We start from the raw sequence: 15,142 nt of genomic DNA on the forward strand, positions 1-15,142 counted from the left end.
CCGCCGCTTCAATTCTGTCTATTTTTTACCCAGATGCTGTTTGCGCGCCTCGTTGGCCCAATGGTCGGCCAGTTCGTTGCCGGGGTCGTTATTGTGGCCGCGCACCCAGATAAGGGTGGCGCGACTCCTGCGGAACAGCGGGCAGACCTCCTGGACGATGTCGAGGTTCTTGATTTCGCCGCCCTTCTTCTTCCAGCCGTTCTTCTCCCAGCCCAGCGACCATTTGGTGATGACGTTGATCCAGAACTCACTGTCGGTATAGATTTCGCAGGGCTGGCCGTCGGCGTCCTTAAGGGCAGCCATGATGGCAAAGCCTTCCATGCGGATGTTGGTGGTGGCCGTGCCGCCCGGCTCGGAACCAAGCGCTACTGGTTTCATATCGCGTATGACGGCATAGCCGCCGGGGCCGGGGTTGGGGCTGGCGGAGCCATCGGTGTAGTAGGTAATCATAGTATCTGATTGTACCGCCTTGGGTGCTTTTGGTATAAGCAATTCCGGGAGCGGATCGTCAAATCTTACGCTGGCGATATGCCCGACCGTATCTTTTTCGGTGAGATGAGGATATTCCGCCCGGTATGCCGCCATAACATCCCCAAAGACCGCTTTCTCCCAGGCAAATCCCAGTTTTTCGGCTGCGCGGCGTACCGCAGCCTCATACTTCCCTTCAATCTCGATATACGGCTTCAGCCATGGCCATTCGTCAATCATCACCTCTACTTCAGTGTCATCTATCGCCAAACGCCAGTTCTCGCGCCGGGATTCCTGAAAGGACCGTTGCGGCAGCCCGACGGCAGCGAACAGCTCGATGGCCCGCTCGTAATTATCGACGACCAGCTCTATCTCTTTGACACCGTGCAATGTCAGAGAGTCAAACTGCTTGTATGTCACCGCTGTCCGATATCCTTCGTCACGGATACGCACAAAAGCATCGGGATGGATATGTTTTGGCACCTCGATGCTGACCCGGCGCATCAATCGCAGGGGTTGCTCACAGACGGCATCAGCCGCCTGCAGGCGGGCGCGTACATCATCGATGGAAATACTAAGGAATTTGGCTTCAATTTCGGGCTGCATGACTCTTCTCTTTCTGCCTCCACTATACCTTACCTGCAGCGTAGCGGCTGCTATATTTAATTGACTTTTAATTAAATTTATGCTATAATTGATACATTGCCTTACCCCTACGTGAGAGGAAGACATGAACACCGTCAGGCTCGTCCTGCGCATCATCAGCACCATCTACCGGGAGCGTCCCTACCGCCAGCAACTCATCGCCTGGTGGGCACTGGACGGCCTCTGCGTCTTGGTCATCCTGGGTGGCCTCTGGCTGTTCGTCGATGTCCTGCCGGGGCTGCACGCCCTCTGGGGGCTGCTGGTGATGGCGATCTTCGTCGTCGCTGGCGTCTCGCTCTACGGGGCCTTCCCGTACCGGCGCCACTCCAGCAGTGAACCGCTGCCGCCGCGCTCCATCCGCCGCGTCATCCGCAGTGAATGGGACGGTCGACAGCGGCACTACCGGCCGGGCTGGATCCGGACCGGGCTGCGCATCATCGGCGCGATCTACAACGAACGGCCGCTGCGCTACCGACGGATCAGCTGGGGCTTCGGCCTCTGCCTGGGCATCGGTGTTATGGTGACCGGGATCGTCATCGGCATCACGGACAAGGGAGTGCTGGGGCCGATCATGGGTCTCATCGTCTGCTTCTGCGGTGCGCTGGTCGTCAAGCTGTTCGTCAGTGGCCCGCCCAGGGAGCTGTTCGCCGACCGGGCACCGGCTGTGCCCCGCCCGATCCGTACCATCATCGCGGACGAGCTGGCCCGGCGCCAGCGCGTCGTGCGTGCGACACGGGTCTGATACGCCCGTCGAGAAGAGCCTACCGGGGAGTTCCCTGGCAGCGGCTCCTCGGCGGGCTCTTTTCGTATGAAAACTCCGTCGCAACAGGGGTAATATTTGCTAAAATATATTGACTTTTTATTGTGATTATGCTATAATTAAAGATAAGCCGTGAGAGACACGGAGCCCTTCGAGATGTTGGAGATACACTATGGGCACTCAGCAATGGGACCCTGCCGCCCACGAACACCAGTACGGGTACGCGGGCGGCCGCCCGGCCGCCTACGACACCGGCGCACCGCCCATGCAGGTGCCCTTCACCCAGGCACCTCCGCCGGCCCCGGCCAAGCCGCACCAGCCGGTGCGGCAGACCCTCTGGGAGCTGTGGGACATCCTGGTCTGGTTGTGGATCGGCACGCCGATGCACCTGCAGTCCCAGCCCAAGCACACGCTGGAGACGCTGATTCCGGCCGTCCTGCGACCGGGCGGCATCGTCCACCTGCAGGAGACCCCGCACACCAGTGAACAGTTCGCCCGCAAGGCGTTCGCCACACTGATCGGTCCGGACGGCCGCCCGGCGAACGACCCGGCCACGGAGTGCATGACGGCCACCGCCTCGCTCCTGGCGTACCAGCAGGCCTACCGCAAGCTGGTGTGGGCCGCGTACAAGTACCAGCTCGTCGCCAACAGCGGCGGCATCTGGAACTTCGTGCGGAGGCAGTACCGCGGGCCGGCGTACGAGCTGCGACTCGCCGCCGCCCGCCGCCGCCAGCGGCAGTGCGTCTACGACACCGCCATCGCGGTGACGTCCCTCCCCCACATCTGAGAGGAGCCCCCTCACGGCCTTCCCGTCGCTCGGACATGTTCCGGGCGGCGGGTTTCGCCGTTTAGAGGGGTATACTGTACGGCAGCGTCAGCTTTCTGCTTATGCTACAATTGAGGCATATGAATACCAGGGTGCGGCGCGCAGGCTTTACGATAGTTGAATTACTGATTGTTATTGTGGTGATCGGTATTTTGGCCGCTATCGCCCTCGCCACCTATACCGGCGTACAGGAACGGGCGGCGGCATCTTCACTCGTGGACACACTCAAGAAAACCGAAAAAGCGTTCAAAGCCATGGCCGTCGATACCGGTACGACTACCTGGTGGAACGACAATTCATTCACTGGTGCCGAGACGCCCGAGTTATATACTCTTACCGCCTTGCGGAAATACATCAATACCGATGAGCTACCCTCGCCGTCAATCGCCGGCGTCGGAGTCGGCTGGGCCTATGACAACGACGGCAACACCTACAATGGCTGTGCGGCAAACACGAACGGGGTTAACCTCTATATCAATAATGTTTCCAATACTAGAGTTATTACCCAGATAGAAAGCATGATGGACGATGGCAATACAAGCTGCGGACGCGTGCGGCATGTAAACGGCGCGATCGTATACAGCGTAGCAACCAGCCAGAGTACAGGGTTATGAAAAGGAAGCACATAATGAACATACTCAAAAAGCCGCGACAAGGCGGGTTTACAATCGTTGAACTTTTAATCGTCATCGTGGTGATCGGTATTCTGGCCGCCATCGTCCTGAACACCTTCGTCGGCGCCCAGGAGCGGGCTGCTGCGACCACCATTGCCGACGGTATCAAGAAAGCCGAGAAGTCCCTTAAGACCATGGCTATCGATACCGGTGCCGCCACCTGGTGGGAAGATACCACGTTGACTGGCAGCGGCAATCCGCGCCTGAGTAATATCCCCGGCTTCAACCGTTATATGAACGATTTCCCCGCCCCGGCCATCGCTGGCAGTAGCGGCATTATCTGGCGGTACGATAACGATGTAGATACTTATAACGGATGCTCCACCGACTCTGACGGGGTCAATGTGTACATCACCAACTTCACCAACGCGTCGGTGGCCGCCCATGTCGACAGGATCATCGACGACAACAACACCGCCTGTGGACGCTTGCGCTACCATCCGGTGGCCCAGCAGATTCTTTATCTCTTGGATACTGACCAGAACACCGATCTTTAGAAGCGGTCAAACACCAGCGGCCTCATAACCGGGCGGAAATAGGCCGGGCGGTCCGGGGTGCTGCGCGAGGGGTCGTAGGCATAGCCGTGGCCAGTGAAGTCTTGTAAGCCTTCCGGCGTATCAACCCGATGGTCGACGAGCCAACGGGTGACGACGCCGCGCATCATCTTGTTGTAGATGGGGGCGGTGCCGATGGTGCCGTTTGGGCGGTTGTCGTAGAAGACGGGGGTGATGACGCGGATGTGCTTTGGGAGGTGTCTTAGTACTGCCTTGGCGTATTCGTCGGAGCTCAGGCAGACGACGGTGTTATCCGTGGCGCGTTCAGTAACGTACTTGGCGAGCGTATCGCCCCAGAATTCGTAGAGGTTCCTGTGCATCCCTATTGCCAGCGGCGCTTTCATCTCCAGGCGGTAGCGCTGGATGGCGTCGTGCGGGCGCAGCAGGCCGTAGAGGCCGCTGAGGATGAGGAGATGTTCTTCGGCCCACTCTGCATCGGCAGGGCTGAGATGGTCGGCGTACAGGCCTTTGTAGACGTCGCCGCGGTAGGTCCAGAGGGCGGGCTTGCCTTGGCCGTCAGGTCGCCAGTTCGCGTACATGGTGTGGACGTTGTTCACGATGGCGGGGCTGGCGTTCATTACTTGTGTAAGCTGTGTAGGGCTCAACATAGCAAGGGTGCTGGCGATTTGGGTGGCTTCGTCAAGAAATACCGGCGTAGTAGTGGCGTGGGAGGGCGAGCCGGTTGTAGCAAGCTCCATGGTTTTAGATGGGGCAATTATTATTAACATTTCATTTACTTGTGTAGTGGACTAAACACTATTTAAAAATATATTGACAGCATTGGCAACGGTGCCGTATACTAAATTGTGTAGATGGAATGCGTGGATTGATCCCTGGTGATCGTTGGATCCAAAGCGCCATCTATTTTTATTTATGCTCGCTTACCTCAAACACTTCCCCTCTCTGCAGCTTAATGGCCTGCGTATTAGCAAGCTCTTCGACACCCAGACGACGCTGCAGATGCTTCAATAGTTTCAACTTGGCACCTGAGCCGCGGACAATCTCAAACTTTATCTTGTAGGCGTATGCCACCAGTCCAAGCAGCACATCGGTTACCTGAATCTCGGATACGGCATGCGATTCGAGCCGGCAGATACCAAACAGCGCATTTCGGCGATGGTCTTTCTTTACCCTGTCCCTGACAATCTTTTCAAACTTGTCGTCCTTACTCGTCGACACATCGTCGGCCAGCACGGTCAGATACTCGCTCGCCTTGCCTATTTTGTAGTCAATCGAACTGGCAATCAGTTTGGCTGCAAGTTTATTGTATTCCCAGTGCGACTTTTTGTTGGCAGTGGCGGCGTATGCATGTTTGTCTACCAGCAGGGCATGAAATCGGTTGTTCGTACATTCCAGGAACAGATCGATGAGTTCCTTGTAAATCGGCAGGTTTTGGTCTGAAACCTCACTGAACTTAAACTCTTTATGATAGCGGCGCTTATTCTTGAGAATGACGACCGCCCGGTGCAGCTCCCGAGGATTCTGGCTGATTATGAGGCCAAGTGCAAAGACACGGTCCGTGCGAGGCGTGTGCAACAAGCCAGTCTCGTCCATGAAACCATAGACGTGCGAACGGGGCTTTGGTCCTGAGTTTTCCATACAATAATTGTAGCACTATGGTGCAATTATTGCGGAGTACCTCTGTTAAAAGTACTACACGTCACGCACAGGCTTCATAAACGTCACCCGATAAATATAGTAGGTGCCGTCATGCTCCTTCTGAAAATCAATATAATGCTCCGTCATGAAGTAATCACCCGTCTTATCCTTGTAGTAAATCTGGCACTTGTTGGCATAGTTGTTATCCGGCCGCTCGCCAGAGAACACCAGGCACTCGTGCTCTTCCCCGGGCTGCAGCGGGCGGTCCAGGTGCTCGGTGGTGCCTAGGATGGTAATCTTGTCCAGCTCCACCTCTACCGGTGAGTTGTTCTGGACGTTGAAGTAGCAGTCCATGCGGTTGCCACTGAGGTTGCAGTCGATGCGTTCGACGATGACCTGCGGCAGGATCTTAGTGCCGTCGCGGTTGACGTTAGCTTTTACGGAATCAGGCTTGTAGGGGTCGTAGCCGCTGGGGTTGACGATATCGTTGCCGCCGGAATCTTTCCAGCCGTCGTCGGCACCGTCCTCGACGGTGAAGACGGGCTTGCCTTGAATCATGCGCTTTAGTCCTTCAAATAGTCCCATGGCTGCTCCTTCTCGCGGTTAGCTGTCCTTTTATTATAACGGAGGCACCGCCCGGGCGCCTCCGTTTTTGTACTCCCTATGGCTACTTGGTCAGCTCGTCGGCGTTAACGCGCTTCTGCTCGGTCGTATCGCGGTCACGGACAGTCACCGTGCCGTCTTCCAACGTCTGGAAGTCAATCACCACACAGTGCGGCGTCCCGATCTCATCCTGCCGGCGATAGCGCTTACCGATGTTGCCGTTGTCGTCCCACATGACGTTGCCGTACCGCTTCTTGAGCTTACGGTAAACCTCACGGGCGCGCTCGACCAGCTCCGGCTTGTTCTTCAGCAGGGGCGACACACAGTAGCGCACCGGCGCCAGGTGCTCCGGCAGGCGCAGGAAGATACGCTTTTCGCCCTTGTGCTCGTCCACGGAGTAGGCCTCGGCAATGGTTGCCAATACCAGCCGGGTCAGACCGAAGGTCGGCTCGATGACGTGCGGGATGAAGCGGTCGTGCGTGCTCTTGACCAGGTATTCCATGTTGACGCCGCTGTGCTCCTGGTGGTTGCGCAGGTCGAAGTCGGTGCGGTAAGCGACGGCGCCGATCTCCTTGATGCCAAACGGGAATTCGTACTCAAAGTCGATGGTCTTCTTGCTGTAGTGGGCGCGGTCTTCGTCCGGCACATCAAGCTCGTGCAGTTTCTCGGCCTTGAGACCCAGCTCCTTGATATAGGCGTAGAACTGCTGGCGCCAGTGTTCGAAGTGCTTTTCCCAGTCGCGTTCCTCGATGAAGTATTCCAGCTCCATGATTTCCAGCTCGCGGACGCGGAAGATGAACTCGCGCGGGCTGATCTCGTTGCGGAAGTTGCGGCCGGCCTGGGCGATACCGAACGGCAGGTCAGGATAAAAGCTGTCCATGATGTTGCGGAAGTTGACGAACATACCCTGGGCCGTCTCCGGGCGCAGGTAAGATTTGGCCTTTTCGTCGTGGACCGGGCCCACGTAGGTCTCGAACATCATGTTGAAGACGCGAACCTCACTTAAGCGGTTGCCATCAGGGCTGGTGATGCCGCGCTCGGCGATGACCTGGTTCATCTGTTCGTAGGTCATGGCCTCGGGGTTCTCTACCCCGTTGTCTTCCAGCAGGTGGTCGGCGCGGTAGCGCTTGCCGGTCTTGAGGTCTTCGACCAGCGGGTCGGCAAAGCCGGCACCGGTGTGGCCGCTGGCCTGCCAGACCTTAGGGTTCATCAGGATGGCGGTGTCGAGGCCGTACATGTCCTCGCGGTCGTCGACGAACATCTTCCACCACAGCTGCTCGATGTTGCGCTTGAGGGTGACACCCAGCGGGCCGTAGTCCCAGGTGCCGGCCAGGCCGCCGTAAATTTCGGAACCTTGATAAATGAAGCCGCGGCGCTTGGCCAGGCTGACCAGGTCATCGAGGGTGACTTTGTGGTCGACGGGGGTCGGGCGCGAGAAGGCGGCCGGGGCTGGCGCGGGTTTGGCCTGGTGCGCCGCCTTGGCGACAGGCTCTTCGGTGACTGGCTTGGCTTTTTGCAGCACCGGTGGCTCCGGCAGTGGCACGGACTTTGGCTTCGGTTCGACATGGGCCGGTTCCTTGATCTGCTCAGGACGGGGCGCAGCCAGCTCGACCTCTCCGTCATTGTTCAATGGCAGGTCAGCCTCGGCGCCGTGCGACCCGGCGTGGGCTGCGGCCTGGAAGGCTGGCGGAAGGTTTGATTGGATGCCGAACTTAGGCGGCTGTTTGGCATGGTTATCGTTGGAAGCAGGAGTATCACTCATGATATGACTCTTTTCTGGTTATGGTTGGTGGTGGGCTGGTATTGAGAAAAGGCGTTACAGGCCGAAGCCACCACGCGTGAACCGGAATTCGTCATTGACTATCATGATGCTCATATCGGTGCCTATTATACCACGAAAAACACTCTATCCGGCCTCATTCAGTATGCGCAGCAGGGCGGCGCATTCACCCAGCACTTCCCCCACCCCGCTGACCCTGCCGGCCGTCCGGGCCGTCTGTGTCTCCATGAGACGCAGCAGCTTCAGATGATCGACACCGAACTCACCGGACGGATGTTCCACAAACACCATGTCGCTCAGCGAAAAGTTGTAGCGCTTTTCGGCCGCGAGCTTCTGCCCGTTGCTATCTCGCTGGGTGTTCAAGGCATGCCCGGTCACCCGCAGATACTGCAGGTGGAACCAGGTCTCGGCCAGATGCGGCGACACCTTGTCGTCGTTGATGGCCTCCAGCGACAGCTTTAACAGTTCAAAGACCGACGGCTCATTCAGCGTCTCCGCCAGCTGGTTGACCCGCTTGAGCACCAGCGAGGCCAGCGTCAGCCGGGTGTAGTCAAGCGTGATAGCGTCATAGTGCCGCACCATCTGGCTGGACACCAGCGTATACAGCTCACTGCGGCCGCGCAGCAGGCTGACATTCAATAATGAAAAGGGCTCGATGCCGCCCGCCAGCTTACTCTTGGGCTTGCGCACCCCTTTGGCCATGGCACTGACCTTGCCAAGATCCGGCGTCAACAGGTTGATGATGCGGTCGCCTTCGCCGTAATCGGTGCGGCGCAGCACGATGGCTTCGTGGGTACTACGCATGGGCGGCCACCCTCAGGCTGTCCGCCACGGCCCGCTCCAGCTCGGCCAGGGTAATGGTCGCTTTGTTGAAAATATGGCGGATGCCCAGCTGCGCCAGCGCCCCGGCCTGCCGCTCCAGCCGCAGGCTGCTGCACAGAATCACCGGCAGCCGGGCCGTATCGGCGTACGACCGCAGCTCCTGCAAAAAGGCCAGGCCGTTGCCGTCCGGCATCAGCATATCCAGGATGATGACATCAGGCCGCCTGGCAGAGTCATCCAGCAGCTCGGCGGCAGGCTGGGCGGCTGCGACCCACTCCGCCGTATACCGCGCCCGCAGACTGGCCATCAGCGCCTCTGCGAACCAACGGTCATCATCAATCACAAGCAGGCGCGGCTTCATGACAGCAGGCTCAGCTGCTGCGACGACGGCAGCGAGACGGCCACCTGCCCGCCCCTCGACGACGCCACCACTCTTAGCTCGCCGTACATGGCGCGCACCAGCTCCTGGGCCACCAACAGGCCGATACCACCGCTGCGCGAACCAAGCGGCTGGTGGCGGTCTTCGGCCTGGCGCAGCTGCTGCAGCACCTGACGGGAGAAACCGGGGCCGGTATCGCGCACCGTCACCTCCAGCCGTCCTGCCGTCCGGGCGGGCCGCAGGCTGACGCGTGAGCCGGCCGGCGTGTGCTTGATAGCGTTACACAGCAGGTTGTATAAGACATTTTTCAAAAAGGCCCGGTGCGCCACCGCCACCAAAGCACCCGGCCGGCTGCCGGCGGGCCGGTACTCCAGCGTATGGCCATGTTCGCGGGCGTACTCAAAGACATCATGCGCCACTTCCTGGCAGACCACGTGCGTATTGACAGGCTCCAGCGGCAGCGTCTGCTGCTGCCAGCGATACCCTTCTACCAGACCGCTTGTCAGCTCCAGCAGCTGTTCGGCGGCCAGGCCGATGCGGCGTTCAAAACGGCGGCGCTCGGCATCGTCCAGCACGCTATCGGACAACAGATTGGCGTAGAGGCGGATCAAGGCCAGCGGCTCTTTTAGCTCATGCGCCGCCGCTACCAGTGTCGGCTGGCTGAGCATACCTCCGGGCAGAAGGCTGGTCATGGGTGGTGGCGCGGTATCTGACTCCTGCATTCATCCCCATTGTATACCACCAGAAGCAAAAGACGCGCCAGGAGTTGACGCGTCTTTGCCGCCGGGCGTCCGTGCGCCCTACTCGTTGTACTTGAGGTTCTTGAGGATAATGTCGTTAAAGTCGCGGAAGAACTCCGGCGATTCGCTGGAGATCATCATGGTCTTGTCACGGATCTTAAAGATGATCATTGTCGCTTCGGGCACCTCTTTGCTGAAGGAGCCTTCGAGCTTCAGGCCGTTGAAGCCTTCGATGGTCACCGGCGAGGAGCGCAGGTCACCCGACTTCACCTTGCTCTCATAACCCTTGACCACTTCGTCGTAGCCGCGCGGCGTGATGCTCAGGCGCAGGGCGCGGGGCTTCTTCTCGGACAGCGGCGTGACAGTCAGCGGCTGGAAATAGGCCTCGTAGGTACCGTTCGCACCGCCCTTGTCCACATAGACGCTCCAGGTCTTGGGGTATTTGAACTTGACGGCGCCCAGGTCCTTGGGGCCGGTGAAATCGCGGTATGGCTCTTTCTCGCGCTCCGCAAAGTCCTTATTGTCTTCTTTGATCTGCTCGCGGCGGGCCTCGTCCTGGGCTGCCTTGATCTTGGCGTTGAGGTTGGATTGCGCCTCAGTCTTCTGCATGAACGCCCAGACCGCAAAGCCCGAGACGGCCAACAGCAGGAAGACCGCTACTATAAGCAGGATGGCGAGGCCGTTGACTTCGCCCTGCTGGTTGCTGAATTCTTTATTTTTACTCATATCAACCCCAACTATACCGAGTGGCACGGGGCTTGTAAAGCTAATGCTTCCGTGATATCTGTACCTGTCATCCGAACGTTGAAAGCCCCGGCCCGGTTCCGTAGCGCAATGCTACACGGAACCGGTCCGGGGCAGATTCACTCACCCGCCGTTCAGGCGCTTCAGCCGGACGGCGATCAGGACGACCAACGGCGCGAAGATGGCGGCGTTGGCAGCCATGGTCCACTGCGGGCCGTGGTTGCCGGCCAGGTTGACCAGGCTCACCACCGGCATGTACAGCAACTGGCTGACGCTGCCGGCCACGGAGCTGACCGTGGACTGCATGGTGCCGGGCGTGCGGCTCTGGACCATCGGCGGCATCACCGCCTCGTACCAGCCCCGGCTGAGGCCGAAGATGGCGTAGAGGCCGATGGTGAGGGCCGAGACATGCACGGACAACACCACTAGCGCCACCAGGCATAGCAGGGCCGGCAGCACGAACAGCTGCCAGGCGGGCATGGCCAGCACGCGCCGCCGGCCGGCCAAAAAGCCGCCAAGGCTTCCGGCCGCCAGGTTCAACGCCCAGCCGGCTCCCACCAGTGCCAGCGGCACCCCGGCCAGTAGCAACAAAGGCGTCAGCACCCAGATGATGGCGTGCGTAATCTCCTTTGCCACGGCCGAGGCCGCGATGGCCCAGCCCAGGCGCGGGTGGCCGTGCAGGGCGTACCTGACGATCAGGCCCATATCCTTGAGCGGATGGTGTTCCGTCCGCCGCCGTTCACCGCTCTCCATCAGCAGCATGCTCAGCAGACTGCCCAACAGGAACGGGATGGCACTGACCACCAGGGCCAGCCGCGGCTCCTCCGCCCCGATGATACCGCCGGCCAGTACGGCCGCGGCCTGCATCCAGGGTTTGAAGGTAGCGATCCTGCTGGCCTCCACCTGGTGCGAGCGGCCCAGGCGCAGGCTGTAGCTGCGCAGCAGGGCCGTATCGGCACCTTGGCTGAAGGCCAGGCCGGCACCCATCAGGACTTCGGCGATCACAACCCCGACGAACCCGTCTACACCAGCGTAGTAGAGTACCGCCAGACCGGCGATCAGATCACCGATGGCGTTGCACCACTTCCGGCTGAAGCGGTCGGCCAGCCAGCCCGTGGGAACATTGAGCACGAAGAGGCCGAGCGTAAAGGCCGCCTGGCTCAGGCCGATCTCTGCCTGGCTCATGCCGATTTCCGCGAAGAAACCGTTGAGCACCGGCATGGCAAACAGGGCCGAGGTCAGTATCGCCTCGGCGCGCAGCAGCCGCAGACTGCCGAGCAGACTGACGTGCATGGGGTCTTGCCTTTCTGTTTAGGGTTGATGTGAATGACAGGCTCTTTTGGAGCCAGACAAACCTCCGGTCATGCGTAGTGTTTCCTTATAGAAAAACCTCCGTGGTCCGGAGGCTTATCTCGTTACAAAAAAGATGGGTATTTTTAGTGTGAAGTCGGATAAGCCATAGTGCTGGTGCCGGTGATACCGTCGGTGCCGGCCTGGATACGCGCGAGGGCGCCCACGGCTACGGCTGACGGCATTGCAAAGATGACGCTCTGGTGAGCGCCCCACTGGGTGGCAATGCTGGCATATGGCTTACAGTAGTCCATCATTCTATTATATCACATGTATAAAAATTAGTCAAATATGTAGAGGCTGCACCCCTGTCCTTCCGCCTGTGAGGTGCGGCCAGGCAGCTGCGCCCCGTATGTCACCACCTTGAGCGGATGACCGAGACGCTCGTGCTCGGCCTGGAGCCAAGCGGCCAGGCGCTCGGTGAATACTTCCGCACTGAAGATGAAGACACCCCGGGTCTCCGCCGGCAGTTGCCAGCGCCAAAGGTTGCCCAGCTCTACCTGCACGTTCTGGCCATGACGCAGGCTCAGCAGCCGGCTACACCACCACAGCACCGGGTTCAGTTCGATACCGACCGCGCGATAACCGTGCTCGGCGGCAAAGCGCAGCACCCTTCCGTCGCCGCTGCCGATATCGACGATGGTACTGCCCTTGGGCAGATCAAGCAGTTTCAGGGCCTGCGCCATGCCCTGGCGCTTGGTGGGCACGTACGGCGCCCCCTGCTTCAGGCTGTAGAGCAAGGCGATGCCCAGGAGGAATACGGCTACTTCGGGCATATCACGAGGACACGGAGTTATTCAGCTGCTGCTCGGCCTGGTCGAGGCGCTTGTGGAGTTCGGTGAGCAGCTCGGCACCGCGTTTGTGCAGGCTGACGGCAGTCTCGATGTCGAGCTCGGGATCGTCGAACTGGCTGGTGATGTCTTCGAACTCGGTCATCAGGTCGCGGAAAGAAACCGCTTCATGGGCGTTGTTACCGGGATCGGTTGGCTTTGACATGGCGTACCTCGCTTTCTATCAGGTGGTCTTTGAGTTGGGTCTGGATGATGGTGCCGGGTTGCAGCGTCGTGGCGTCGCGCAGTGCCCTGCCCTCGGCCCGGACGATGGCGTAGCCGCGGGCCAGCACGGTGGCGGGATCCAGCTGGCGCAGCAGCAGCCGGGCCCGTTCCAATACATCGTGGTGATGGCGGAGCAGGCGCCGGATGGCTTCATCAAGCGCTTCCCCTTCGCGCTTCAGATCGGTGCGGTGCCCGCGCAGCAGGCCGCCGGCAGCATCCTGCATGGCCTTGCCGCCACTACGCAGATACTGGCGGACCTGCGCCTGGTCGGGCAGCAGCAGTTCGGCGGCGTTACTGGGCGTACTGGCCGTCCTGTCGGCAGCCAGGCTGGCCAGCGTCTCGTCGACCTCATGGCCGATACCGGCAATGACCGGCACGCGGCTGGCGGCGATGGCCCGCACTAATGGCTCGTCGTTAAAGCAGGCCAGATCGTCGGCGCTGCCGCCGCCGCGGACCAGGGCGATGGCTTCGGGCGGATGGGCGGCACTGTTGATGGTCTCGAGCGCGGCGATGATATCATCAGCCGCTCCCACGCCCTGGACGCGCACATGCTCCACGGTGATGTCGGCCAGCGGCCAGCGTGCGGCTGCAATCTTCATGAAATCGGCGAAGCCGGCCGCCTGCCGCGAGGAGATGACGGCGATACGCTCCGGATACTCCGGCAGCGGCCGCTTGCGCTCGGCGGCGAACAGCCCTTCTTTTTCCAGCCGCTGCTTCAAAAGCTGATACGCCCGGGCCAGACTGCCGGCGCCCACCGGCACCACCACCTTGACCGTCAGGCTGAACTTGCCCCACGGCGTGATGCGCGGCACGGCTACCACCCGTACCCGCATGCCGTCCTCGAGGGGTACGCGCAGCTGGTGGGCCATCATGAAACAGCCTAAGGTACCCTCGCTATCCTTCAGGTCGAAAAAGACGTACTTATACTGGTTGATTTTGAAACTGGCTACTTCACCCTCGACCATCAGGGCCGGCGCCGCAGCTTCGAGCACTTCATTCAGCAGGCTGATACAACCGCTGACGCTCAGCGGCTGGTCGGTCAGGTTGTCGAGCGGACCCATCATGAGGCTGGCGGTTTTACCTCGGTCAGTTGCCGGCCCTTGCCATACTTCATCAAGGCCAGCTGGTAGAAGATGTAGCCGCTGACGATGGTGACGACGATGAGGATGACGCGCGTCAGCAGTACGCCGGCGATAGCTGTTCCCTGCGGTATGCCGGCACCGCTTAGGAAGCTGATCATCACCGCCTCGTACGCCCCTGCCCCGCCCGGCGTCGCCACAAAGACGGCGGCAAAGCCGGCAAAGCCATAGGCGATCAGCACGGCCGCCGGGTTGACGAAGGTCTGCAGCGACGCGAACGTCACCAGGAACATGCTTACCTCAAGCAGCGTGAAGATGACCGCCCACATGAACGGTGCCTGCAGCTGGGCCGGGCTCTTGCGTACTTCCACGTAATCCTGGTGCATCAAGCCCAGAAAATGGTGCACCCGCTCCTCCGAGACGACCGGGCGGCTGCGGCGAAGCAGGCGGCGCGTCAGGCCATTGACCGTCCGGGTGAACCAGCTGCCGCAGCCGCGCAGGCGCGGCAACGAGCTGACGACGAAGACCAGAAAGAACGAGCCGGCGATGATAAGCGTCGAGAGCGTGCTGGCAAACACCAGCGTCACGCGGTTGACGTTGCCGTCCAGCGCCAGGATGAAGACGGCGATGAACAGGAAGATGATGAAGACGCCGAACGTCACCAGAAAACGCAGCAGGTTGGCCAGCGTCACCCGCGCCACCGGTACGCCCATATGCTTGAAGCGCCAGTTGGCGTACGAGGCGCCCGAAAGGCCGCCCGTGGGCAGGATGTGGTTGACGAAGTTGAACTCCAGCGAGAAACGCGCCACCTCCATGCGCGAGACATCCTTCAGCTCGCCCTTGCTGCGCAGGAAGCTGGCCAGGATCTCGCCCGAGGCGTAGTAGCTGGCGAATTGCAGCGGGATCAGCAGTGACAGGATCAGCAGATTGACCTGCTCCAGCAAACGCCAGGCATGCAGGATATCTTTCCATGACGCGACCAGCAATATGATGATTGCCGCGAACGAGATAATACTGACCCATCTTCTAAAAGACATAACAACTAGTATAAAGTATAATACACA

19 protein-coding genes are annotated in these 15,142 nt (G+C 60.0%); 4 read left to right on the forward strand and 15 right to left on the reverse strand.

All coding sequences use genetic code 11. From position 1 onward, the window contains the following. Positions 1-18 precede the first annotated feature (18 nt). Positions 19-450: a ribonuclease HI gene (locus tag JNJ66_04940; GenBank protein MBL8159779.1), complete on the reverse strand. Its 432-nt coding sequence runs from the start codon at positions 448-450 to the stop codon at positions 19-21. A gap of 748 nt (positions 451-1,198) precedes the next feature. Here JNJ66_04940 and JNJ66_04945 point away from each other — a divergent pair. The 4 genes from JNJ66_04945 (at position 1,199) to JNJ66_04960 (ending at position 3,870) form a co-directional block, all read left to right on the forward strand. Further along, positions 1,199-1,855, forward strand: coding sequence for a hypothetical protein (locus JNJ66_04945; protein ID MBL8159780.1), 657 nt, complete (start codon positions 1,199-1,201; stop codon positions 1,853-1,855). Positions 1,856-2,045: 190 nt separating this feature from the next. Next, positions 2,046-2,660: a hypothetical protein gene (locus JNJ66_04950; GenBank protein MBL8159781.1), complete on the forward strand. Its 615-nt coding sequence runs from the start codon at positions 2,046-2,048 to the stop codon at positions 2,658-2,660. 119 nt (positions 2,661-2,779) lie between these two features. After that, the gene (locus tag JNJ66_04955; GenBank protein MBL8159782.1) at positions 2,780-3,313 is read left to right on the forward strand and encodes a prepilin-type N-terminal cleavage/methylation domain-containing protein; all 534 of its coding nucleotides are present in this window, start codon (positions 2,780-2,782) and stop codon (positions 3,311-3,313) included. A 14-nt stretch (positions 3,314-3,327) separates the two neighbouring features. Further along, positions 3,328-3,870: a prepilin-type N-terminal cleavage/methylation domain-containing protein gene (locus tag JNJ66_04960; GenBank protein MBL8159783.1), complete on the forward strand. Its 543-nt coding sequence runs from the start codon at positions 3,328-3,330 to the stop codon at positions 3,868-3,870. Here the strand turns inward: JNJ66_04960 and JNJ66_04965 are convergent. The 14 genes from JNJ66_04965 to JNJ66_05030 all read right to left on the reverse strand — a co-directional run bounded on the left by JNJ66_04965 (position 3,867) and on the right by JNJ66_05030 (position 15,115). Further along, positions 3,867-4,655 (reverse strand): YaaA family protein, encoded by a 789-nt coding sequence (locus JNJ66_04965; protein MBL8159784.1) that lies wholly within the window; start codon positions 4,653-4,655, stop codon positions 3,867-3,869. The genes JNJ66_04960 and JNJ66_04965 overlap by 4 nt on opposite strands. A 139-nt stretch (positions 4,656-4,794) precedes the next feature. Next, entirely contained in the window at positions 4,795-5,526 is a 732-nt protein-coding gene (locus JNJ66_04970) for a DUF3800 domain-containing protein (protein MBL8159785.1), read from the reverse strand. 54 nt (positions 5,527-5,580) lie between these two features. Next, entirely contained in the window at positions 5,581-6,111 is a 531-nt protein-coding gene (locus tag JNJ66_04975; GenBank protein MBL8159786.1) for a hypothetical protein, read from the reverse strand. An 82-nt stretch (positions 6,112-6,193) separates the two neighbouring features. Further along, positions 6,194-7,891, reverse strand: a complete 1,698-nt coding sequence (locus JNJ66_04980; GenBank protein MBL8159787.1) for a glycine--tRNA ligase — start codon at positions 7,889-7,891, stop codon at positions 6,194-6,196. Between the two features lie 144 nt (positions 7,892-8,035). Next, positions 8,036-8,713 (reverse strand): DNA repair protein RecO, encoded by a 678-nt coding sequence (gene recO / locus JNJ66_04985; protein ID MBL8159788.1) that lies wholly within the window; start codon positions 8,711-8,713, stop codon positions 8,036-8,038. Further along, entirely contained in the window at positions 8,706-9,092 is a 387-nt protein-coding gene (locus JNJ66_04990) for a response regulator (GenBank protein MBL8159789.1), read from the reverse strand. The genes recO and JNJ66_04990 overlap by 8 nt, the downstream gene beginning before the upstream one ends. Next, positions 9,089-9,832 (reverse strand): HAMP domain-containing histidine kinase, encoded by a 744-nt coding sequence (locus JNJ66_04995; protein ID MBL8159790.1) that lies wholly within the window; start codon positions 9,830-9,832, stop codon positions 9,089-9,091. The genes JNJ66_04990 and JNJ66_04995 overlap by 4 nt, the downstream gene beginning before the upstream one ends. 78 nt (positions 9,833-9,910) lie before the next feature. Further along, positions 9,911-10,576: a hypothetical protein gene (locus JNJ66_05000; protein ID MBL8159791.1), complete on the reverse strand. Its 666-nt coding sequence runs from the start codon at positions 10,574-10,576 to the stop codon at positions 9,911-9,913. Positions 10,577-10,717: 141 nt separating this feature from the next. Beyond that, positions 10,718-11,887: an MFS transporter gene (locus tag JNJ66_05005; protein ID MBL8159792.1), complete on the reverse strand. Its 1,170-nt coding sequence runs from the start codon at positions 11,885-11,887 to the stop codon at positions 10,718-10,720. A 143-nt stretch (positions 11,888-12,030) separates the two neighbouring features. Next, entirely contained in the window at positions 12,031-12,201 is a 171-nt protein-coding gene (locus JNJ66_05010; protein MBL8159793.1) for a hypothetical protein, read from the reverse strand. A gap of 24 nt (positions 12,202-12,225) precedes the next feature. Next, positions 12,226-12,720: a class I SAM-dependent methyltransferase gene (locus JNJ66_05015; GenBank protein ID MBL8159794.1), complete on the reverse strand. Its 495-nt coding sequence runs from the start codon at positions 12,718-12,720 to the stop codon at positions 12,226-12,228. A gap of 1 nt (position 12,721) precedes the next feature. Then, the gene (gene xseB, locus JNJ66_05020; GenBank protein ID MBL8159795.1) at positions 12,722-12,940 is read right to left on the reverse strand and encodes an exodeoxyribonuclease VII small subunit; all 219 of its coding nucleotides are present in this window, start codon (positions 12,938-12,940) and stop codon (positions 12,722-12,724) included. Beyond that, positions 12,915-14,063: an exodeoxyribonuclease VII large subunit gene (gene xseA, locus JNJ66_05025; GenBank protein ID MBL8159796.1), complete on the reverse strand. Its 1,149-nt coding sequence runs from the start codon at positions 14,061-14,063 to the stop codon at positions 12,915-12,917. Before xseA ends, xseB begins: the two co-directional genes overlap by 26 nt. Next, a complete protein-coding gene (locus tag JNJ66_05030) occupies positions 14,060-15,115 on the reverse strand; it encodes a flippase-like domain-containing protein (GenBank protein MBL8159797.1) in 1,056 nt (351 codons plus the stop codon). Before JNJ66_05030 ends, xseA begins: the two co-directional genes overlap by 4 nt. Positions 15,116-15,142: the final 27 nt, after the last annotated feature.

The organism is Candidatus Saccharibacteria bacterium (assembly GCA_016789455.1).
In the GTDB taxonomy this organism is placed as follows: Bacteria; Patescibacteriota; Saccharimonadia; order Saccharimonadales; family Saccharimonadaceae; genus CAIJKY01.